This is a genomic window from Aeromonas sp. A35_P (assembly GCF_002259925.1).
Classification (GTDB): domain Bacteria; phylum Pseudomonadota; class Gammaproteobacteria; order Enterobacterales; family Aeromonadaceae; genus Aeromonas; species Aeromonas dhakensis.
The window spans coordinates 1,145-22,577 of the sequence record NZ_NEVB01000204.1; the positions used below are offsets into that span (position 1 = coordinate 1,145).

Annotated in this window: 15 protein-coding genes; 11 read left to right on the plus strand and 4 right to left on the minus strand. The window is 62.9% G+C overall.

Going from position 1 to position 21,433, the window contains the following annotated elements:
• A partial coding sequence (locus CAK78_RS14745) for a VCBS domain-containing protein (RefSeq protein ID WP_094697759.1) occupies positions 1-5,631 on the plus strand: 5,631 nt, incomplete at its 5' end.
• 294 nt (positions 5,632-5,925) lie between these two features.
• On the plus strand, positions 5,926-6,870 hold the full coding sequence (locus CAK78_RS14750) for a chemotaxis protein CheV (RefSeq protein WP_094697760.1): 945 nt from the start codon (positions 5,926-5,928) through the stop codon (positions 6,868-6,870).
• 94 nt (positions 6,871-6,964) lie between these two features.
• Here the strand turns inward: CAK78_RS14750 and CAK78_RS14755 are convergent, their stop codons facing one another.
• Entirely contained in the window at positions 6,965-7,564 is a 600-nt protein-coding gene (locus tag CAK78_RS14755) for an arylesterase (RefSeq protein ID WP_094697761.1), read from the minus strand.
• On the opposite strand from CAK78_RS14755, the gene CAK78_RS14760 reads away from it, so the two are divergent.
• The gene (locus CAK78_RS14760) at positions 7,563-8,285 is read left to right on the plus strand and encodes an ABC transporter ATP-binding protein (protein ID WP_094697762.1); all 723 of its coding nucleotides are present in this window, start codon (positions 7,563-7,565) and stop codon (positions 8,283-8,285) included. The two genes, CAK78_RS14755 and CAK78_RS14760, sit on opposite strands and share 2 nt — an antisense overlap.
• On the plus strand, positions 8,285-10,732 hold the full coding sequence (locus tag CAK78_RS14765; protein ID WP_094697763.1) for an ABC transporter permease: 2,448 nt from the start codon (positions 8,285-8,287) through the stop codon (positions 10,730-10,732). Before CAK78_RS14760 ends, CAK78_RS14765 begins: the two co-directional genes overlap by 1 nt.
• A gap of 93 nt (positions 10,733-10,825) precedes the next feature.
• On the opposite strand, the gene CAK78_RS14770 is transcribed toward CAK78_RS14765, so the two are convergent.
• Positions 10,826-11,731, minus strand: coding sequence for a TIGR01777 family oxidoreductase (locus tag CAK78_RS14770; RefSeq protein ID WP_094697764.1), 906 nt, complete (start codon positions 11,729-11,731; stop codon positions 10,826-10,828).
• 234 nt (positions 11,732-11,965) lie between these two features.
• Between CAK78_RS14770 and CAK78_RS14775 the strand changes: the two genes are divergently transcribed.
• Positions 11,966-13,498 (plus strand): EAL domain-containing protein, encoded by a 1,533-nt coding sequence (locus CAK78_RS14775; protein WP_094697765.1) that lies wholly within the window; start codon positions 11,966-11,968, stop codon positions 13,496-13,498.
• Between the two features lie 66 nt (positions 13,499-13,564).
• Here the strand turns inward: CAK78_RS14775 and CAK78_RS14780 are convergent, their stop codons facing one another.
• Together CAK78_RS14780 and CAK78_RS14785 are read right to left on the minus strand one after the other, a co-directional pair.
• Positions 13,565-14,746 carry an aminotransferase-like domain-containing protein gene (locus CAK78_RS14780; RefSeq protein WP_094697766.1) on the minus strand — a complete coding sequence of 394 codons (1,182 nt, stop codon included), beginning with the start codon at positions 14,744-14,746 and terminating at the stop codon, positions 13,565-13,567.
• 194 nt (positions 14,747-14,940) lie between these two features.
• A complete protein-coding gene (locus CAK78_RS14785; RefSeq protein WP_094697767.1) occupies positions 14,941-16,008 on the minus strand; it encodes a M28 family metallopeptidase in 1,068 nt (355 codons plus the stop codon).
• 348 nt (positions 16,009-16,356) lie between these two features.
• On the opposite strand from CAK78_RS14785, the gene trmB reads away from it, so the two are divergent.
• The 6 genes from trmB to CAK78_RS14815 all read left to right on the plus strand — a co-directional run bounded on the left by trmB (position 16,357) and on the right by CAK78_RS14815 (position 21,407).
• Entirely contained in the window at positions 16,357-17,070 is a 714-nt protein-coding gene (gene trmB / locus CAK78_RS14790; RefSeq protein ID WP_094697768.1) for a tRNA (guanosine(46)-N7)-methyltransferase TrmB, read from the plus strand.
• A gap of 14 nt (positions 17,071-17,084) precedes the next feature.
• On the plus strand, positions 17,085-17,417 hold the full coding sequence (locus CAK78_RS14795; RefSeq protein WP_005297793.1) for a YggL family protein: 333 nt from the start codon (positions 17,085-17,087) through the stop codon (positions 17,415-17,417).
• 123 nt (positions 17,418-17,540) lie between these two features.
• Positions 17,541-18,461: a glutaminase B gene (glsB, locus tag CAK78_RS14800; protein WP_176452807.1), complete on the plus strand. Its 921-nt coding sequence runs from the start codon at positions 17,541-17,543 to the stop codon at positions 18,459-18,461.
• Between the two features lie 28 nt (positions 18,462-18,489).
• Positions 18,490-19,782, plus strand: a complete 1,293-nt coding sequence (locus tag CAK78_RS14805; protein ID WP_094697770.1) for a sulfurtransferase — start codon at positions 18,490-18,492, stop codon at positions 19,780-19,782.
• Positions 19,783-19,901: 119 nt separating this feature from the next.
• On the plus strand, positions 19,902-21,083 hold the full coding sequence (locus CAK78_RS14810) for a S8 family peptidase (RefSeq protein WP_094697771.1): 1,182 nt from the start codon (positions 19,902-19,904) through the stop codon (positions 21,081-21,083).
• 114 nt (positions 21,084-21,197) lie between these two features.
• A complete protein-coding gene (locus tag CAK78_RS14815) occupies positions 21,198-21,407 on the plus strand; it encodes a YgdI/YgdR family lipoprotein (protein ID WP_010632998.1) in 210 nt (69 codons plus the stop codon).
• The last annotated feature ends 26 nt before the right edge of the window (positions 21,408-21,433 follow it).

The following is a 21,433-nucleotide window of genomic DNA, read 5'->3' on the forward strand; positions in this document are numbered from 1 at the left end:
TTTGTGGCGGGCAGCGGCACCCCGAGTGCGGGCGCACTGGGCAGCCTGACCATCACCGAAGGCGGTGCCTGGACCTACAGCGTCGACAACAGCAAGGTGCAGTACCTTGGCGAGGGTGAAACCAAGGTCGAGACCTTCGTGGTCGAGTCTGTGGATGGCACTACCCACACCGTCACCATCACCATTACTGGCGTGAACGACAGCGCTGTTATCGGCGGTACCGATACCGGTGGCGTGATCGAAGACGAAAGCAACCCGACCCTGACCGAGAGCGGCACCCTGACCGTGACCGACGTGGATGGCGCGGATGAAGCCAAGTTTGTGGCGGGCAACGGCGTGGCCAGCACTGGCGCACTGGGCAGCCTGACCATCACCGAAGGCGGCACCTGGACCTACAACGTCGACAACAGCAAGGTGCAGTACCTGGGTGAGGGCGAGACCAAGGTCGAGACCTTCACCGTGGCCTCTGTCGATGGCACTACCCACACCGTCACCATCACCATCACCGGTGTGAACGACTCTGCCGTGATCGGTGGCACCGACGCTGGTGCGGTCACCGAAGATGAAAGCACTCCGCTGCTGACCGAGACCGGTACCCTGACCGTGACCGACGTGGATGGCGCGGACGAAGCCAAGTTTGTTTCTGGCAACGGCACCCCGAGCGCGGGTGCACTGGGTAGCCTGACCATCACCGAAGGCGGTGTCTGGACCTACAACGTCGACAACAGCAAGGTGCAGTACCTGGCTCAAGGTGAGACCCGTATTGAAACCTTCACCGTCAAGAGTGTGGATGGCACCAGCCATAGCGTCTCGGTCACCATCACCGGTACCAACGACGCGCCAACCCTGAGTATCGACAAGGGGGCCGTGGTCTCCGAAGAAGGGCTTGCCGGCGGCATTGCCGATACGGCAGGCAGCAGCGATACCACCGACAGCGTGGCCGCCAGTGGCAAGATCACGGTCGGCGACGTTGACAGCCAGGATACGCTCACCATCAGCCTGAACGGGCCGGCTGGCCTGACGGCTGGCGGTGCCGCGGTGCAGTGGAGCTGGAATGCCGCCACCAAGGTGTTGACCGGTTATACCGGCACACCGGGCGGCGCCGACTACAAGGCGGTCATGGATGTGAAACTGACCGCGCCTGCCGGCAACGGCAAGGGCGACTGGAGCTATGACGTGACGCTCAAGGCCCCGCTGGATCATCCGGTCAAGGGCAGTGAAGACGTACTCAACTTCCAGATCGGTGTGACCGTATCGGATGGCAAGACCACCACCACCGGCAGCCTGCCCATTTCGGTCGAGGACGATTCACCGGTGGCTGGTGACATGGCGGCCGTCTCCGTCATCAAGACCAACATTCCGGATACCCTGACCGGCCTGTTTGATCTGACCAAGTACAGTGGCAGCAACCAGACGACCCTGAACGTGAGCGGTTTCAGCATCACGGCGCTGGGCTTTACCTCATCGACCAACTCGACTCTGACGACGGCCAATGTCAACGGCTCCAGCGCCGGGCTGGGGGTTTCCAGCGTCGGTTCACCGAACCACAACCTCGCCAACGAGGTGGACTTCCGCCACTTCGCAGACGGCACTTCGGCATCCGAGCAGCTGATCATCAAGCTGGATGCGGGCAAGGTGGCCTATGGCGCCAACATCAAGTTCAGCCAGATGTTCGGTGGCGAGCTGGAGAGCGGGGTGGTCGAGTTCTACCGCGGCGGCGTGCTGATCGGAACCCAGACCTTCAGCTCCAATGCGGCGGGTGGCGACTATGCCGAGAACTTCCAGGTGCAGCAGGGTGGTTTCGATACCATGGTCATCAAGGCCACCAACAATGGTAACGGCCTCTATGGCGACAACAGCGACTTCACCGTGAAGAGCATCGAGTTCCTCGGGGCGACGACGGCACCGGCCATCGCTTACGGTTCCGGCACGGTCACCCCGCAGTGGGGCGCCGACGGCAAGGGTTACATGCAGCTGGTCGGTTCTACCGAGACCGGGCTGACCACGGCGACCGGCAAGCTGATCACCACCTCGATGGAATCGGCCAATACCCTGGTCGGCAAGGCCAGCGATGGTACCCTGGTGTTCCGTCTGGAATTTACCCCGGCCACCGGCAAGTGGGAGTTCTTCCAGTATCAGAACATGTCCAAGCCGCTGGGCGATGGCGACATCGACTTCCAGATCAAGGTGGTGGATGGCGACGGCGACTGGAGTCTGGGCTCTTTCGCCACCAAACCGCTGTTTACCCCCATTGTGCAGTCGGTCTCCAGTGAGAGCACGACCGAGGGTAGCAACCTGCTGCATACGGTAACGCTCTCTGATGCGACCCAGGAGGCGACCCAGTATGACTTCGGCATCAAGGGCAGCGGTACCAATCAGGCTTCCAGCCTTGACTGGGGTACTGCCCAGTTCAGCAATGGAGTGACCTACAACAGTGCCACCGGCAAGATCACCGTGCCGGCCGGGGTGTCGGGCTTTACCGTGACCATACCGACGGTGGACGATCGTCTGGTCGAAGCGAATGAAACCCTGACCGTGACCGTTGGCGGTCAAAACGGCACTGGTACCATCATCGACAACGATCGTGCGCCGGTGACCACGGGTGGTTACAGTGCCGGCAAGGAAGATACGCCGCTGGTGCTGAAGTGGGCCCAGTTTGGTGCCAGCGATGATCAGGCGGCCTCCGATCTGAGCGTGCAGATCAATACTCTGCCGCTGAGCGGCAAGCTGGAGTACCTGAACGCAGCCGGCCAGTGGATCGCGGTGAAGGCGGGGGATCTTGTCTCCTACGCCGATATCGACAGCGGCCACCTGCGTTTCGTACCGGGCCTCAACGAGTCGAGCACCAATGCCAGCAACGGCAATGGCGTCGTGACCGGCAACCTGCAGGGCGACTATGCCAGCTTTGGTTACCAGATCAGCGACGGCGCCAACCTGAGCAACAGCGGCAAGCTGGTGATCGATATCGCGGCGGTGGCGGACAAGCCGGTGGTCGACATCAGTCTGACCGGCAACGGCGTACCGCTCTATAGCCAGTACCCGTCGTCCGGCATCTCCACCGGGGCGTTCCAGAGCGGCAACTTCAACAAGGGCAACTTTGGCATCACCAATAGTCTGACCGACAGCACCACCAGTCAGGATCAGGTAGTGGGCGGCAACGGCAATGACTATATCGTCAGCGTCAAGGGCGGCGGCGATTACTTCATCGGCGGTGCTGGCAATGATGTACTGGTCGGCGGCAACTCAGTTTCCGGCGATACCCTCGATGGCGGCACCGGCAACGATATCCTGGTGGCCGGACTGGGTGGCGACTCCCTGTATGGCGGCGCCGGGACCGACCTGGCCGTGCTGATGGGCTCGCGTGCCAACTATGTCATCGAGCGCAGAAGTGATGGCGGTTTCAACTTCCTAGTGAAGGAGAACGGCGTCACCATCAGCAAGTCGCTCTACGACATCGAGCTGGTGCAGTTTGATGACGGCATCTATCAGTTCAACCAGACCGACGGCACCCTGACGGCAGTACCGCCCAGCTTGGTGGATTATCCGCTCGAGATCAGCGCTTCCCTGACCGACCGGGATGGCAGCGAGCAGTTCGACAGTCTGGTGCTGACCGGCATGCCGACGGGATCGACGCTGTATCAGGGTACTACCGCGCTCGGCACTGTGGGGGCCGATGGCAAGCTGACGCTGACCGGTCTGTGGAACCAGAGCGCGCTGGACGTCAAACTGACCGGTTTGACTCTGCGGGTGCCGGGCAGCAGTGCCGGCCAGTTCGACCTCAAGGTCGAAGCCATCGCCAAGGAAGTAGCGACCGATCAGACCAGCAGCGCATCGGATCAGGACTCGATCCGCATGAGCTACTTCCTCTCTACCGAGGGGGAGCCGGGCGATCAGAACCGCACCTATGGCAGCGAACACAATATCGTGGTCGGGGATCTGGATGGCAGCGTGGTGCTGCCGGGCCAGAACTACAACATCGCCTTCATGGTCGACAGCTCGGGCAGTATCGGCACCAGCGCCATGAACACCATCAAGAGCCAGCTGGCCCAGGTGTTTGCAACCCTCAAGACCAGTGCCGGTACTGAGGGGGCGGGGAAGGTCAACATCTTCCTGGTGGACTTCGACAGTCAGGCCAACAAGTCCATCAGCGTGGACTTGAAGGATCCCAATGTCCTGACCAAGTTGCAGGCCGTGCTCGACAGCATGGACGGCAGTTACTGGAATGGTGGGGCGACCAACTACGAGGATGCGCTCAAGACAACCTCAAACTGGTTCAACAGCGACACTGCCAAGAACAACGGCAATGCGAAGAACCTGGCGTACTTCATTACCGATGGGGCACCAAACACCTATTACGACTATGAAGATACCAACCCGATCGTGAATACGAAGACCAACGAGCGTCTCGATTCGTTTGTCAACGTCAACAACTATGTGCCGGGTGAAGCCTTCTACGCCTACATCGGCGGTGCCAACCGGGTACTGATCGACGCGAGCGGCAATGTTCAGAAGTGGTCGCAGGGCAATAACAACAAGTGGAGCTCAACCTCCATCGGGACCTTGAAGGCACAGGGGGATGGTACCTTCGAGATCTCCACCTCCTATGACAGCAACTACTGGGCATTGCAAAACGCGCTGGCTGTGCTGCCGCTTCTGCTGGCCAATAACGTGACGCTGGAAGCGATCGGCATCGGCAGCAACGTCTCCATCGATACCCTGAAGCTGTTCGACAGTGATCAGATCGTGCAGTCCAACGTGTCAGCCAACGACCTGGCCAACGCCATTCTGGGTACCTCGGTGAACAACCTGCCGGGTAGCGACCGGATCGACGGCGGTGCCGGTGACGACATCCTGTTTGGTGATGCCATCCACTTTGCCGGCATCAACGGTGAAGGCTATGCGGCCATCAAGCAGTATGTGGCCGGCAAGCTGAGCGCAGGCTCGGTGACCGATGCCCAGGTCCATGACTACATCACGGATCATGCCAGCGAGTTTGATCAGTCCTCCAGCAACGACAAGGCGGACGTGCTGATTGGCGGGGATGGCAACGACATCCTGTTCGGTCAGGGGGGCGATGACTTCCTGTTCGGCGGGGCCGGCAACGACATCCTGTTTGGTGGTGCCGGCAACGACACCCTGTATGGCGAGAGCGGCAACGATACCCTGTACGGTGGCAGCGGCAACGATACCCTGTTTGGCGGTAGCGGCGACGATAACCTGATCGGCGGTCTGGGCAATGACATCCTGGTCGGCGGGCTTGGCAATGACATCCTCAAGGGGGATAGCGGTGCCGATACCTTCACCTGGCTGCAGGGCGATACAGCCGCTGGCAGCGTTGCCAAGGACTACGTGGTCGACTTCTCCAAGGCGGAAGGTGACAAGCTGGATCTGAGCGACCTGCTGGATCACGACGGTTCTCGCAACCAGAACGATCTGAAGAGCCTGCTCTCTGTCTTCCAGGACAGTGAAGGGGTGCACCTGCAGGTCAAGGAGAGCAGCGCCGCCCCCGTAACCCAGGAGATAGTGCTGATGAACCACACGTTCGACAGCCTCACCGGCAGCGCGGCGGCCACCTCGTCCCAGGTGATCGACTACATGCTCAACAACAACATGCTGGATATCGACAAGTAATCCGGTCGACCCCAGGCAAAAAGCGGCAGAGCAATCTGCCGCTTTTTTTATGGATGGCGATACCGGGCTGGCTTTCAGCTTATCCCCAAAGGGAGTAATCGTGCGCCAGGTGTGGGTATTTTCGTGAATGACTACTGACAGGTTTGAAGAGAGCATGGGCGCGAGCGGAGTCTCGCTTTTTTTAATCAAGTTCAGCCATCATCTGGCCGACATAGGATAAGAATACGGGTCGTGTTGGGATTCTGACCCTTCTATACTATGGCGAGACTCGGGCAACGGACGTAAGGGCTTTATATGGCGAGCATATTGGATTCGGTGGATCAGCGTACCCAGTTGGTAGGAGAGAACCGTCTGGAGCTGTTAATGTTCCGTTTGGGATCCCAGCAGCTGTTTGCGATCAACGTGTTCAAAGTACGGGAAGTGGTCAAGCTGCCTCACCTCAACAAGATGCCCGGTGCACACCACAACATCAGCGGGGTGGCCAACATCCGCGGCACCTCCATTCCGGTGATCAACCTGCGCAGCGCCATCGGCATGCGCCCCATGCCCATCGATGCCGAATCCAACCTCATCATCACCGAGTACAACCGCACCATTCAGGGCTTTCTGGTCGGCCAGGTGGCCAACATCGTCAACATGACCTGGAAGGACATACTGCCGCCACCGCGCTCGGCCGGGCGGGCGAACTACCTGACCGCCATCACCCGCATTCCCGAGGACGGTGTCGATCAGATCGTCGAGATTATCGACGTGGAGAAGGTGCTGGCCGAGATCATCACCTACGACATCCGCATCTCGGAAGAGGTGCTGGATCGGGATATCCTGCCGGAAATGCACGGCCGCAAGGTGCTGATCGTCGACGATTCCAGCACGGCTCGCAACCTGGTGCGCGAGACCCTAGGCCAGCTGGGGCTGGAGGTGATCGAATGCCAGGATGGCCTGCAGGCGCTCAATCTGCTCAAGGGGTGGTGCGATGCGGGCAAGAAGGTGACCGACGAGATCCTGCTGATGATCACCGATGCCGAGATGCCGGAGATGGACGGCTACCGGCTGACCCACGAAATTCGCAGCGATGCCCGCATGTCCGATCTCTTCATCACCCTCAACACCTCTTTGAGCGGCAACTTCAACGAAGCCATGGTCAAGAAGGTGGGCTGCGATCGCTTCATCTCCAAGTTCCAGCCAGACTTGCTGGTCGGGGTGGCCCAGGAGCGCTTGCGTCAGCTGCTGGAGCGCTGAGATGGCCCTGCCAGACCCCATAAAAAATCCCGCCAAGGCGGGATTTTTTATGGGGCCGTTCGCCCCGGATGGCGAACGAGGTGCCATGGCGGGCTCATTGGGTCAGCAGCGGCTCGATGAAGCTGGCCACCCGGTCGCGGATCTGCGGCTGGGCGGCGGCGGTGGGGTGAATGCCATCGTTCATCATGAGTTCAGGGCGCAGCGCAATATCATCCATGAAGAAGGGCATCAGCGGCAGCTGATTGGCGCTGGCCAGTTCCGGGAAGATCTGCTCGAACTGGCGCAGGTAGCGGGCACCGTAGTTGCGGGGCAGCTGGATCTGGGTCAACACGGTTTTTACCTGTTGCGCCTTGGTCAGCTCCACCATTTTGGTGAGATTGTCCCGGGTGATGGCCGGTGCGAACCCGCGCAACCCGTCGTTGCCACCCAGTTCGATCAGCACCCAGTCCGGTTGATGTTCCTTGAGCAGAGCGGGTAATCTGGCCAGCGCCCCTTGCGTAGTTTCACCACTGATGCTGGCATTGATAAGCTGATGTTTACCCCCCTGCTGCTGCCATTTCTGATTGAGCAGGGCAGGCCAGCTCTGCTCCGCCGGCATCTGATAACCCGCACTCAGGCTGTCGCCCAGCACCAGCAGGGTCTGGGCCTGCACCGATGAGACCAGGCAGCACAAGGCAAACAGGAAACGCGTCATGAATTCAACTCCCATTATCAACGTCAAGGGCCTGGGCAAGACAGTGCGCCTGGGCCAGGAAAGCCTCACCATCCTTGAAGGGATCGACCTGCAAGTCAATAGCGGCGAAACGGTGGCGCTGGTCGGTGCCTCCGGCTCCGGCAAGTCCACCCTGCTGGGGCTGCTGGCCGGGCTCGATCTGCCTAGCCAGGGGGATATCGAGATCCTCGGCCAGTCTCTGCTGCAACTGGATGAGGAGGGGCGTGCCCGGCTGCGGGCCGAGCAGGTGGGGTTCATCTTCCAGTCTTTCCTGCTGTTGCCCACCCTGAGCGCGCTGGAGAACGTCATGCTGCCCGCCGAGCTGCGCGGCGAGACCCGCTGCGAACCGCGTGCCCGCGAGTTGCTGGCGGCGGTCGGCCTTGGTGAACGGCTGCACCATCTGCCACCGCGTCTCTCCGGCGGCGAGCAGCAGCGGGTGGCCATCGCCCGCGCCTTCATGACGAGGCCCAGCCTGCTGCTGGCCGACGAGCCCACCGGCAACCTCGACAGCAAGACCGGGGAGCGGGTGATCGAACTGCTGTTCGAGCTCAACCGCGAGCACGGCACCACGCTCGTGGTGGTGACCCATGATCACGACCTGGCCCGGCGTTGCCAGCGGCAGCTGGTGATGGCGGCGGGGCGGCTGGAGGCGGATGCGGCAGCATCCGAAGACGCCTCCACATCAAGAGTCAGGGAGCTGTGATGAGTCAGTGGCGACTGGGATTGCGCCTGTTGCGGCGCGAAGGGTTTAACGGCGAGCTGCGCTGGTTCGTGCTGGCGCTGGCGCTGAGCGTGGCCTGCGTACTGAGCGTGGCTCTGGTGGCGGATCGGCTGGATGCCGGGCTCAAAGCCTCGGGGCGGGACTTTATCGGTGCTGACCGGGCGCTGCGTTCGGCCACGCCGGCGCCGGCCGGCTGGCTCGAACAGGCGGTCAAAACGGGGCTGGCGGTGCAGACCACGGTCAGCTTCAACAGCATGCTGTTTCATGGGGATGCCCTGCAACTGGCGTCCATCCGCGCCGTACCTGAGGATTTCCCCTTTTACGGCAAGCTGGAGCTGACCCCCCAGCGGGCGCCGGCGCCCGGCGAGATCTGGCTCTCCGCCCGGGTGATGCAGCTGCTGGCGACCAAGTTGGGGGATGAGCTGGAGGTGGGCAATACGGTGCTCAAGGTGGCGGGGGTACTGGGTCAGGAGCCGGATCAGGGCTTCAGCCCCTTCCTGCTGGCGCCGAGGGCGCTGATCCACAGCGCCGATGTGGAGGCGACCGGTGCCCTGTTGCCAGGCAGCCGCCAGCAGTGGCGCTATCTGTTCAAGGGCTCCCGCGAGCAGGTGGCCGAGTATGAACGCTGGCTCAAACCCAGGCTCAAGGCGGGGCAGAAGCTGATCAAGCCGGATGACCAGGGCTCCCAGGTTGGCCGCTCGCTGGCCAATGCCGAGCGCTTCTTCCGGCTCGCTTCCCTGGCCGGGGTGCTGCTGGGGGCGCTGGCCATGGGCATCGCGGTCCGTCACTTCGCCGAGCGCCAGACCAACATGGTGGCGCTGCTCAAGACGCTCGGCGCGTCGCGGCGCACGCTCTGGCAACTGATGGGCACCCTGCTGCTGTCGCTGACCCTGGCGGGCGCCCTGCTCGGTCTGGTGGCGGGCAGCGCCATGCAGTGGCTGACCCTGCATCTGCTGGGCAACCTGCTGCCGGCCGATCTGCCGCCGCCGTCGTGGCGCCCCTTTGCGCTGGGGCTGGCGGTGGCCTTCTTCATCACCCTGCTGCTGGCCTTCGTGCCCTTCCTGCGCCTGCTCAAGGTGCCGCCGCTGCGGGTGCTGCGCCGCGAGCTGGAGGCGGGGATCCCGCCCTGGCTGGCGTTGCCGGTGGCACTGCTCGGCCTGTTTGGGCTGGTGTGGGGCTTCACCGCCGATGCGACTCTGGCGTTGGGGCTGATCGGCGGCATGGGCCTGCTGATGGGGCTGCTGGCAGTGATCGCCTCCCTGCTGCTGCGACTGGGGCGGCGGGTACAGGGCCCTCACGCGCTGCGGCTGGCCATCAGCCACCTTTCCCGCGAGCGGGGCAGTGGTCTGTTCCAGCTGGCGGGCTTTGCGCTGGCACTCATGCTGTTCGGTCTGCTGTGGGCGGCGCGGGTCGACCTGCTCGGCGAGTTTTCGGCCCGGTTGCCGGCGGATGCCCCCAACCGCTTCCTGGTCAACGTGGCGGACGGGGAGCGGGAGGGGATCCTGACCGATCTGCGCCAGGCGGGGGCCGTGACTTCGGACTTCTACCCCATGGTGCGTGGCCGGCTGGTCAGCATCGCCAGCGAGGCGGTGCGCGACACGGATGAAGATGGCCGCGAGGGGGTCAATCGCGAGCTCAACTTCACCACCACCGCCACCTTGCCGCCGGACAATACCCTGACCGCAGGACGCTGGCTGGACGGCCCCGGCCAGGTATCGGTAGACAAGGATCTGGCCAAGCGACTCGACATCGCGCTCGGCGACACCCTGGGCTTTACCATCGAGGGGCGCAGCTTCAAGGCGAAGGTGACCAGCCTGCGGGCCATCAAGTGGGACAACATGCGCCCCAACTTCTACATGATCTTCTCGCCGGACGTGCTGGCTCCCTTCTCCCAGACCTGGCTTGGCAGCTATCGTCTGCCGGAGCAGGGGCGGGTGGCCGAAGTGGAGCTGATCCGCCGGCACCCCACGGTGAGCCTGATCGACGTGGACGATTTGATCGTGCGGCTGACGGCGGTGTCGGATCAGGTGAGCCGGGCGCTGGGGCTGATGCTGGGGCTGGTGACGGTGGCTGCGCTGCTGGTGCTGCTGACCCAGACCCAGGCCAGCATGGCCCATCGACGCCGTGAACTGCTGCTGATGCGCACTCTGGGGGCCGGCAGCGAGCTGCTCAGGAAGATGCTGCGTTGGGAGTTGGTTGCCAGCGGCCTGCTGGCGGGGCTGTGCGCCGCCATGGTGGTCGAACTCTGCTCCTTCGGCCTGCAGTGGTGGTGGTTCGAGGGGCAGTGGCAGTTCCACTGGGCCATCTGGGCCGGTCTGCCGTTGCTGGGTGCCGTGCTGGTGACCTTGGCCGGGCAGGGCATGCAGCGTCAGCTGCTGGCGGGTACCCTGAGCGATCGGCTGCGGGGGCTGGGGCAGGGCCTGCTCTGATCACCGCATCCTGTGCGGATGCCGCAAGGAGCAACAACAATCAGCCCGGCCAATGGCCGGGCTGATTGTTGTCCGGTTGGCTGAAGAGCCCAGTCAGCGGGGAGTGCTCAGCAGATTGGCAAGGGCCTGGGACAGCGCCGGGTAGGTGAAGTGGAAGCCGGCCTGCTGCAGACGGGTCGGCAGCACCTTCTGGCCGGTGAGCAGCAGGTCGGCCGCCTCGCCCATCAGCAGTTGCAGCAGGGGGGCTGGCACGAAGAAGAGGTGCGGGCGGTGCAGGGTGCCGGCCAGGGTCTGGCTGAACTCACGGTTGCTGACCGGCCGGGGCGCCGTGCCGTTGAAGAGGCCGTCGCACTCCTCGTGATCCAGCAGGAACAGGATGGCGCGCACCAGATCCTGAATGTGGATCCAGCTCATGATCTGGTCTCCCGTGCCCATGGGACCGCCGAGGCCGAGGCGATAGGGGGGCAGCATCCTGGGCAGGGCGCCGCCGTCGGTGCCGAGCACCAGCCCGATGCGCACGATGCAGACCCGGGTGTGGGTGCCGCGGGCTTCGCGGGCCAGAGTTTCCCACTGCTGACAGAGCTGATGGGTGAATTCGTCGTGAGGGGTCTGGCACTGTTCATCCAGCGGCTCATCGCCCTGGCGGCCATACCAGCCGATGGCGGAGGCGTTGATCAGCACCCGGGGCGGGGTGTCGGAGAGCTTGATGAGATCGACCAGCTGCTCGGTCAGCAGCCAGCGACTGTCGCAGAGTTGCTGCTTGCGCCGCTCGCTCCAGCGGCCGTTGGCGATGGGTTCCCCCGCCAGGTTGATGACCGCATCCACATCGTTGAGGTTGTCGAGCCGGTCCAGGGTGTCGATCAGCTTGACGTCGTGGCCGAGCAGATCGTAGGCGCGGCTGCCCTGGCGGGTCAGCACCAGCACCTCGTGCGCCACCTTGAGGTGGGCCACCAGACGGCGACCGATGAAACCCGTCCCGCCCGTGATCAATATTTTCATATCCAGACTCCCTGACGCTGTTGGCTCTACTCTAGTGGGCCTGCGCAAGATGAACAAGCAACTGTTTTTGCAAAGATTATAATCGTCAAAGCCGGTTTGGCAGGATAGCTGCCCTGCCGTGAAGGCCGTGTTGTACTCTGGTTAGGCCTGCTGCCAGTTGCATCAGAAGTGCTTGTCAGCAAAGGGGATAGGAGTAGACTCGTCCGCCTTTTCACCGTTGCCACGAGGGGAAGTATGCCGTTTCGTCGTTTGAGGTTGCGCCAGTTTTATACCCGGCTGGGGGCTGCTCTGCTGGCCGGCCTGCTGCCCCTGTTGCTCGGTGTGCTGATCGTCTCCTGGCAGACCTTTGCCGGCATGAAGCAGGATGCCGAAGAGCGCCTGCTCCATGCCCGCAACATGCTGGAACGCACCCTGGATCACGCCCACCAGGCGGCCGCAATGGTAGAGGGCAGCCTAGGGTGCCCCTGCGAGGAGGTGGTGCAGGGGCTGCGGGATCAGGTGGCCACCATACCGGATGTGCGTACCGTCAACCTGGCCAAAGGGGAAGTGGTCTACTGCTCTTCGCTCTATGGTTCTTACCAGGGGCCCTTCAAGCTGGCCGACTATGCCAATGGCCAGCTGGACCTGATGCGGGGCAATCCGGTGACCCCGGATCGGCCTCTGGTGGTCTATCGCCAGCCGGTGGGGGAGTACAGCGTGCTGGTCGGGATCGACGGTTATTATCTGCACAACATCCTCGACATGCTCAGCCGCAACTCGCCGCTGACCCTGGTGATCGGTGCGCAGAGCATGCTGGCCAACGGTCAGATCCACGACCAGGTGCCGCCACTGGCGCTGGGCTCGCTGGAGCAGGTCTCCGGCAAGTACCCGTTTCGGGTTGTCACCGAGCTCTCCCAGGACGAGTACGGCAGTCACATCTGGAGCTACTCTCGGGCCAGTCTCATCATCTATCCCCTGCTGGGGCTGGTGGTGGGCTGTCTGGTCTACTGGCTGACCGGTCGCTCGACCTCTCCCTCCCAGGAGCTGCGGCGGGCGCTGGATCAGCGGGAGTTCATTCCCTACCTGCAGCCGGTGGTGACCGGTGACGACGCCCACTGGAGCGGCTGCGAGGTGCTGATGCGCTGGCAGCATCCGCGTCAGGGCCTCATCTCGCCGGATCGCTTCATCCCGCTGGCCGAAGACAGCGGCCTCATCGTGCCCATGACCCGCCTGCTGATGGAGCAGGTGCGTGAACAGTTCGCAGGCCGAGTGCACTGCCTGCCCAGAGGGTTCCACTTCGGCTTCAACATCAGCGCCAACCACTGCAAGGATCTGAGCCTGGTGGAGGATTGTCGCCAGTTCATCAATGCGTTTAGGGAGAACCCCGTCAAGCTGGTGCTGGAGCTGACCGAGCGGGAGCTGATCGTGGCGGACGAGACGACCGACCGGCTGTTTGCCGAGCTGCATCAATTGGGGGTCTTCATCGCCATCGACGACTTCGGCACCGGCCACTCCAGTCTCACCTACCTGCAGCAGTTCCAGGTGGACTTTCTCAAGATCGATCAGAGCTTCGTCGGCATGATAGGCTCCGATGCCCTCTCCAGCCACATCGTCGAGAACGTCATCGATCTGGCGACCCGGCTCGGCCTGCAACTGGTGGCCGAAGGGGTGGAGAACGAGGTGCAGGCCGCCTATCTGCGGGCGCGTCAGGTGACCTTCCTGCAGGGTTATCTCTTTGGCCGGCCGATGCCGATGAAGGAGTTTGCCGCCCTGCTGGCGAAGGCCTGAGCCAGCCTGCCACCCATAAAAAAAACCAGCGACCTTGGTCGCTGGTTTTTTTCATCCCGAGGCGTGTCAGAGCATGCGGGCGAGGGCGCGACACAGACGCTTGACCCCCTCCTCGATGGTGGCTTCATCCACGCAGGAGAAGCTCAGGCGCAGGGTGTTCTGGATCTCGGGGCGCACATAGAAAGGAGCGCCCGGTACGAAGGCCACCTTCTCCTTGATCGCCTCGTCAAACAGCGCCATGGCGCTGACGCTGGCGGGCAGGGTCAGCCAGAGGAACATGCCCCCTTCAGGCCGGGTATAGCTGACGCCGGGCGGGCAGTGACGGGCCAGGGCGGCCTCCATGGCGGCGCGCTGGCGGCCATAGACCTCCTTGATCTTCTCGAGGTGGGCATCGAGCGAGTTGTCGATCAGGAAGCGGTGCAGCACCTGCTGGCTGAAGGCGTTGCTGTGCAGGTCGGTGGCCTGCTTGGCGATGGTGACCTTCTTGCGCAACCAGTCCGGCACCAGCATCCAGCCGAGGCGGAAGGCCGGAACGACGGTCTTGGAGAAGGAGCCGAGCAGCACGGTATTGTTCGGTGCCAGCTTGGCGATGGGGGGCAGGTGCTCGCCCTCGAAGCGCAGCTCGCCGTAGGGGTCGTCTTCCACCATCAGCAGTTCGTGGCGCACCAGCCGCTCGGCCAGCGCCTCGCGATTGGCGCGGCTGTAGGAGACACCGCTCGGGTTCTGGAAGTTGGGCACGCCGTAGAGCAGCTTGGCGTTGGAGCCACTGGCCAGCAGCGCATCCAGCGCCGCCAGATCCAGCCCCTCTTCACCCAGGGTGATGGGTTTGAAGGCCGGTTGATAGACGGAGAAGGCCTGGATGGCACCGAGATAGCCAGGCTCCTCGATGATGAGATCCTGCCCCTCGTCGATCAGCACCTTGCCCAGCAGATCCAGCGCCTGCTGGGAGCCGCTGGTGATGAGGATGTTGTCCGGATTGACCTGCATGCCGTGGCGGGCCAGATAGCGGTCGGCGATGTACTGGCGCAGCGGGGCGAAGCCCTCGGTGGCCGCATACTGCAGGGCCGCGGCACCCTGCTCGCGCAGCACGTGCTGGCAGGCCTGCTCGATGGCTTTGACCGGGAACAGGTGCGGATTGGGCAGACCGCCGGCGAAGGAGATGATCTCCGGATTGGCGGCGACTTTGAGGATCTCGCGGATGAAGGAAGGCTCAACCTTCTCGAAGCGCTGGGCAAAAAAGGGCTGCATAGGATTCTCTCTGGCGTGGTGAGCGGTCGCTCCATTCGACCGCCAAGTTATCCGTTTGTATCAGATTTAAAAAATGAGGCAATGGCTGTAACAAAAATCGATAAAAAAGGGCAGGTTTGGCACCTGCCCGAATTTTATCGGCCCGGGACGGCCGCGAGGCGCAAAAGCCCCGGTTCAGTGGCGAGATGAGAGGGTTACAGACCCGGCTCCCTGAGGAAGCGGATCATCAGCTCGGTATTGGCGCCGAGCTGCTGTTGTACCCGGCCCGGGAACAGTTCGGCCATCTTGTCGAGGCGGTCATATTGGGTATGCCAGATCTTGCCCCACTGGGTTTCGCTGTCTCGATCGCAGGCGCTCTTGGTGGCCTCGTCGTAGCAGTCCCACAGCGCCGGATTGGTGGTCTGGGAGTAGCCGTCGTAGCCATCCGCCCCGTTGATGGTGAAGTTGGTAGCCTCCACGTAGGCGATGGGCACTCCGAGGCAGGCGAACGGCGCATGATCGGACCAGCTGCCGGTCTCCCCTTCCGGGTAGCCGCTGTAGCTGGGGTGGATGGCAAACGGGGTGGCGGTCTGCTTGGAGATAGCCAGCAGGCGATCCCGTACCTTGGGATCGAAGCTGTAGCGGCTCGGATCGGCGCAGTTGTACTCGGCCACGTTGGAGTGGGCCGAGTGGACGTAGACGATGTCGCCCCCGGCGATGGTGTCGTAGTTCACCATGGCCAGCAGCTTGGCGACGGCGGCGCTGTCGAGGCTGGCGGCATAGGCCTTGGAGCCGTTGAGGCCGTTCTCTTCGGCGCCAAAGAAGGCGAAGCGCACCGTGTAGGGCAGGGTCTGCCCCTTGAGTGCTTCGGCCACCGCCAAGAGGGCTGCGACCCCGGCACCGTTGTCGGTGGCTCCCTCGGAGCCCTTCTTGTCGCCTGTGCTGTCATAGTGGGCACCGATCAGGATCACCTTGTCGCTCTTGCCCTTGAGCTCGGCGATGAGGTTCTGGGAGGTCTTGCTGGCCCCGCTCTTGGTGTAGGTGAAGGGCTGGTTCTGCACCTCGTAGCCCCAGCCGGCCAGGTGGTCCTGGATCCAGGCGGCAGCGCGGGTCTCGGCCTCGCTGCCGGTGGGTCTGGCGCCGATCCCCTCGGCGGTGGAACTCAGCTGCACCAGGTATTCATAGGCCTGCTCGGCGGCGGAGGGGGCCTGTGAATCGTTGCTGGAGGTGTTGCACCCGGCCAGCAGGGCTGTGATGGCAAACGCCAATGCTGTGTGTTTCATACTGCAATCCTTTGTTGTGTATGGCTTTATTTGCGCAGGTCAGGATGCGCCCGAGCCCCGGCAGATTCTGTGAACGGGGTGGCATTTGTCAATCGCGGTGGCGGAATTGGTCTGTGTCGGGGGATTTGTTGCGTGAAACACTTGCGCCTTGGGCCTATCTTGGGATAATTCGCTACCCTGTTTCGCCAAGCGATGAAATGACGAGCAATTTCGCGTTCATCGGCGAGGTGGAGCGATGAAACAACGAGCAATTCATCTCGGTCGTCTGTGACCAGCACGACGAGATAGCTAGCAATCCATTTATGTCGTCTGTGACCCAGACCGATGCAATAAACGAGCAATTTGATTATGCCTGTGACCCAAGATGTATTTAACGAAGACGGCAAGTTCATGCGCAAGATCCGCAGCTTTGTCCGTCGCGAAGGCCGCCTGACCAAAGGGCAGGAGAAGGCTCTGGAGGAGCTGTGGCCGGTCATGGGCATCGATTTCGCACCGGAGCCGCTCGATCTGGTTGCCCTGTTTGGCCGCGAGGCCCCTGTGGTGCTGGAGATCGGCTTTGGCATGGGCGCCTCCCTGGTGGAGATGGCCAATAATGCCCCCGAGAAGAACTTCATCGGTATCGAGGTGCACTCGCCGGGTGTCGGTGCTTGCCTGGGCACCGCCCAGGAAGCGGGGGTCACCAATCTGCGTGTCATCTGCCACGACGCGGTCGAGGTGCTGGAGCACATGATCCCGAACGGCTCGCTCGCCTGCCTGCAGCTGTTCTTCCCTGACCCTTGGCACAAGAGCCGCCACCACAAGCGTCGCATCGTCCAGCCGGCCTTTGCCCAGGACATTCGCCAGAAGCTGGCCATCGGTGGCGTGTTCCACATGGCCACCGACTGGGAAAACTACGCCGAGCACATGCTGGAAGTGATGAGCGCCGCCGAGGGGTACGAGAACACCTCCGCCACCGGCAACTGGGTGCCGCGCCCGGACTGGCGTCCGCTGACCAAATTCGAACAACGTGGCCACCGTCTCGGTCACGGGGTATGGGATCTGATTTTCAAACGTGTCAACTAACTGAAGGAGCTATCATGGCCAATCGTAGCCGCCGCCTGCGCAAGAAACTGCGCGTCGATGAATTCCAGGAAATGGGCTTCGACATCAGTTTCAACTTCCCGGTCGGCACTGCCGAAGAGACCATCGATGCTGTAGTCGATGCGATGATCGATGAAGTGATCGAACCCCGCAAACTGGCCTTCGCCGGCTCCGGCCACCTGGCCTGGGAAGGGATGATCTGCACCCAGCAGCTGGGCAAGTGCAGCGAAGAAGACCGCGCCGCCGTCAAAACCTGGCTGGAAGGCAAGGGGATGGAAGCCGTGGTGGTTTCCGAGCTGTTCGACCTCTGGTACGGCGAACCCGCCTGATATCAGGCCGGCTGTGGCAGGCGCCCCGGTTTGACAGCCTGCGACAGCAGATAGACAAGTCCCGCCGCTGGCGGGATTTTTGTCGGTGGTGACGGGATCGCCACCTTAGTTATGGAATCGCTTATGGTGTTGTCATCCGAATTACTGGCCAGCATCCTGGATGAGGTGCGCCCGCTGCTCGGGCAGGGCAAGGTGGCCGACTATATTCCCGCACTGGCCCAGGTGCCGGCCGAACGGCTCGGGATCGCCGTCTGTACCGTCGAAGGGGAGTTGTTCACCGCAGGTGACGCCTTCGAGCCCTTCTCCATCCAGAGTATCTCCAAGGCCCTGAGCCTGACCCTGGCGCTCACCCTCTATCAGGAGGAGGAGATCTGGGCCCGGGTCGGCAAGGAGCCCTCAGGTCAGCCCTTCAATTCTCTGGTGCAGCTCGAGTTCGAGCAGGGCATTCCCCGCAACCCCTTCATCAACGCCGGTGCGCTGGTGGTGAGCGATCTGCTGGAGACCCGTCTCACCGCCCCGCGTCAGCGCACCCTGGAGCTGGTCCGCCGCCTCTCGGGCAACCCGGCCATCATGGCGGGTCAGGTGGTGGCCCGCTCCGAATATCAACACTCTGCCCGCAACGCGGCCATCGCCTATCTGATGAAGGCCTATGGCAACTTCGAGAACGAAGTGGACAAGGTGCTGCAGAGCTATTTCAATGCCTGTGCCATTCGCATGAGTTGCGTCGATCTGGCGCGGGCCTTCATCTATCTGGCCAACCGCGGCGTGCCGCTTGGAGAAAGCTCTCCGCTGCTGCCGGCCCGCACCACCAAGCAGGTCAACGCCCTGCTCGCCACCTGCGGCCTCTATGACGAGGCGGGGGATTTCGCCTATCGGGTCGGCATGCCGGGCAAGTCGGGGGTCGGTGGCGGCATCATCGCCCTCATCCCGGGTGAATTGTGCGTCTGTGTCTGGTCGCCCGAGCTCAACAAGGCGGGCAACTCGCTGGCGGGCACGGCCGCGCTGGAACTGCTGGCCGAGCGTCTGGGCCGCTCCATTTTTTAACCTTGTCACTCTGAATCGAGAGATCACCATGAAACGAATAATGAGCTTGTTACGGGCCACCCTGGCGACCTTGTTGCTCTGGCATGCCCTGCCGACCCTGGCAGCCGAGCTGCCACCGCTCTCGCTGGCTGACGCCAAGGCCAAAGCAGCGGTCATTCTGGATACCCGCGCCAGCTACTTCTATCAGGGTTGGCCCATGGAGGGCGAGCAGCAGGGCGGCCACGTGGCCGGTGCCGAGAACCTCTCCGCCGACTGGAAATACAGCGATGCCGAGTGGCCGGCTGCGCTGGCGACCAAGGGCCTGCAGGCCGACCGGCTGGTGGCGCTCTACGGTGCGCCGCGCGAGGTGGCCGAAGTGGCCCGCCTGCTGCGCCAGCAGGGCATCAAGCAGCTGTTCGAGCTGCAGGGCTGGAAAACTGCGCCGCGCGAGCATCTGGCCCGCTGGCAGCAGCTGGTCCATCCGCGCTGGCTGGCCGATCTGCAGGAGGGCAAGCCGGTGGTGGCTGCGCCCAAGGGCGACTGGAAGCTGTTCGAGGTGGCGTGGGGTTCACCCAAAGCCTATCTGCTGAGCCATATCCCGGGGGCCGGCTACATCGACACCAACCGGCTGGAAGAGGAGCCGCTGTGGAACAAGGTCTCTGACGAGGCGCTCAAGAAGCTGTTGCTGGAGAACGGCATCCGTCACGACACCACCGTCATCCTCTACGGTCGCAACACCATGGCGGCGGCCCGTGCGGCCCACCTGATGATGTATGCGGGCGTCGAGGATGTGCGACTGCTAGACGGCGGCCTGGATGCCTGGTTCGTGCAGCACCTGCGCACCGAGACCGGGCTGGCCAACACCTTCAAGCCGGCCAAGGAGTTCGGCGTCGCCTTCCCGGCCCATCCCGAGTACTACACCACCCTGAGTCAGGCCAAGGAGCTGCTCAAGCAGCCCGACGGCGCCCTGGTCAGCGTGCGCACCTGGGACGAGTTCGTCGGCAATACCTCCGGCTACAGCTACATCAAGCCGAAGGGCGACATTCCGGGCGCCAAGTGGGGTCGTGGTGGTGTCGATGCCAACAGCATGAGCGACTTCCACAACCCGGACGGCACCATGAAGCCGGCTCGCGAGATCCTCGCCATGTGGGATGAGTGGAACATAGAACCGACCCAGCAGGCCGCCTTCTACTGCGGTACCGGCTGGCGCGCCTCCGAGGCCTTCTTCTACGCCTGGCTGATGGACTGGAAACGGATCAGCGTCTACGACGGCGGCTGGTACGAGTGGAGTGCCGATCCCAAGAACCCCACGGTGACCGGCGAGCGCAAGCCAGCCAAGTAATTGATAATCCAGAGCAGGCCGGACCCATGTCCGGCCTTTTTGTTGCCGCATTCGTAGCGCGGGCGAGGGGACACTACACTTTTTGCGAAGGGATATCAGATCGAAGCAAGGAGTGACTGATGAAACGGATATGGATAGGCCTGCTGGTCGCGGGCGTGTTGGGACAAGGGGCCATGGCCGCCGAGCGGGCGCGCTATCTGGTGCAGCTCAAGCCGGGGGCGGAGGCGGCCGTACTGGCCCAGAGCCGGGGGATGGGCGGTGAGCTGGCCCTGGCGCTGAAGGAGCAAAATGCCCTGGCGCTCTGGTTGCCATCGGCCGCCGCCACGGCGCTGGCGCACAATCCCAACGTGCTCTGGGTGGAGCCGGATGCCAAGCGTTACGTCAGCGCCGAGACTCTGCCCTACGGCATTCCCATGGTGCAGGCGCCGCAACTGAGCGATGCCGCCGCCGGCGAAGTGCTGGTGTGCATCATAGATTCGGGCTACAGCGGCGGCCACCCGGACTTGCCCCACGGACCCCAGGTACAGGGCTATGACGATGCCGGTACCGGCAACTGGGACAGCGACGAGAACAGCCATGGCACCCATGTGGCGGGCACCATAGCCGCCGTGGGAGGCAATGATCTGGGCGTGCTCGGGGTGTTGCCAAACCAGAGCGTGCCGCTGCAGATCGTCAAGGTATTCGGGGCCAACGGCTGGGCCTACTCCTCCAACCTGGTGGGGGCGCTCAATGCCTGCAAGCAGGGGATGAGCAGCCGCGGCTTCACCCGCATGGTCATCAACATGAGCCTGGGGGGCAGCGTGCCCAGCAAGACCGAAGAGAGAGCCTTCAACCAGGCCTACAGCCAGAACGTGCTGAGCGTGGCGGCGGCGGGCAATGCGGGCAACACTAGCAAGTCCTATCCCGCCTCCTACAGCAGCGTGGTGAGCGTGGCCGCCATCGATGCCAACAAGCAGCTGGCCTATTTCTCCCAGCGCAACGATCAGGTGGAGCTGGCCGCCCCCGGCGTCTCTGTGCTCTCCACCGTGCCGACCGGGTACGCCTACTACAGTGGCACCTCGATGGCGACGCCGCACGTGGTCGGGGTTGCCACCCTGGTCTGGTCGCAGCGACTGGAGTGCAGCAACGATCAATTGCGCCAGACTCTACGCAGCAGCGCCCAGGATCTGGGTGCCCTGGGACGCGACAACAGCTTCGGCTACGGCCTGGTGCAGGCGAAGGCGGCGGCAGACAAGCTGGCACTTGGCTGCGGGTCGGGGACCGGAGGTGGTGGTAGTAGCAAACCGGGTGGGCGCAAGTAGCTGATTCTTGACGTTGATCCCGTTGCGGCAAGAGCGGCAAACGGACTCATCTGGTTGAGCTAGGCTTCAGTCACCACCCTCGTGGTGAGGGTGAAGCGGGAGACGAAACAGGCGATGAAGCAACTGATGATGATCCTGGTGTGTGCCCTGGCGCTGGCGGGGTGCAGCTCGCAATACATCATGAGCACCAAGGATGGCAAGATGATCACCACCGACAGCAAACCCAAGCTGGATGAGAGTACCGGCATGTACCGCTACTACGACACCGAGGGGCGGGAAGTGATGATCAAGAAGGATGATGTCACCCAGATCATGGAGCGTTGAGGCTCTGCTCAAGCAACAAGGGCTGC

What these genes read in the sequence shown, in the direction of transcription:
- CAK78_RS14750 (WP_094697760.1), top strand. Translation starts at nt 5,926, where the DNA reads ATGGCGAGCATATTGGATTCGGTGGATCAGCGTACCCAGTTGGTAGGA.
- CAK78_RS14760 (WP_094697762.1), top strand. Translation starts at nt 7,563, where the DNA reads ATGAATTCAACTCCCATTATCAACGTCAAGGGCCTGGGCAAGACAGTG.
- CAK78_RS14755 (WP_094697761.1), bottom strand. Translation starts at nt 7,564, where the DNA reads ATGACGCGTTTCCTGTTTGCCTTGTGCTGCCTGGTCTCATCGGTGCAG.
- CAK78_RS14765 (WP_094697763.1), top strand. Translation starts at nt 8,285, where the DNA reads ATGAGTCAGTGGCGACTGGGATTGCGCCTGTTGCGGCGCGAAGGGTTT.
- CAK78_RS14770 (WP_094697764.1), bottom strand. Translation starts at nt 11,731, where the DNA reads ATGAAAATATTGATCACGGGCGGGACGGGTTTCATCGGTCGCCGTCTG.
- CAK78_RS14775 (WP_094697765.1), top strand. Translation starts at nt 11,966, where the DNA reads ATGCCGTTTCGTCGTTTGAGGTTGCGCCAGTTTTATACCCGGCTGGGG.
- CAK78_RS14780 (WP_094697766.1), bottom strand. Translation starts at nt 14,746, where the DNA reads ATGCAGCCCTTTTTTGCCCAGCGCTTCGAGAAGGTTGAGCCTTCCTTC.
- CAK78_RS14785 (WP_094697767.1), bottom strand. Translation starts at nt 16,008, where the DNA reads ATGAAACACACAGCATTGGCGTTTGCCATCACAGCCCTGCTGGCCGGG.
- trmB (WP_094697768.1), top strand. Translation starts at nt 16,357, where the DNA reads ATGCCTGTGACCCAAGATGTATTTAACGAAGACGGCAAGTTCATGCGC.
- CAK78_RS14795 (WP_005297793.1), top strand. Translation starts at nt 17,085, where the DNA reads ATGGCCAATCGTAGCCGCCGCCTGCGCAAGAAACTGCGCGTCGATGAA.
- glsB (WP_176452807.1), top strand. Translation starts at nt 17,541, where the DNA reads ATGGTGTTGTCATCCGAATTACTGGCCAGCATCCTGGATGAGGTGCGC.
- CAK78_RS14805 (WP_094697770.1), top strand. Translation starts at nt 18,490, where the DNA reads ATGAAACGAATAATGAGCTTGTTACGGGCCACCCTGGCGACCTTGTTG.
- CAK78_RS14810 (WP_094697771.1), top strand. Translation starts at nt 19,902, where the DNA reads ATGAAACGGATATGGATAGGCCTGCTGGTCGCGGGCGTGTTGGGACAA.
- CAK78_RS14815 (WP_010632998.1), top strand. Translation starts at nt 21,198, where the DNA reads ATGAAGCAACTGATGATGATCCTGGTGTGTGCCCTGGCGCTGGCGGGG.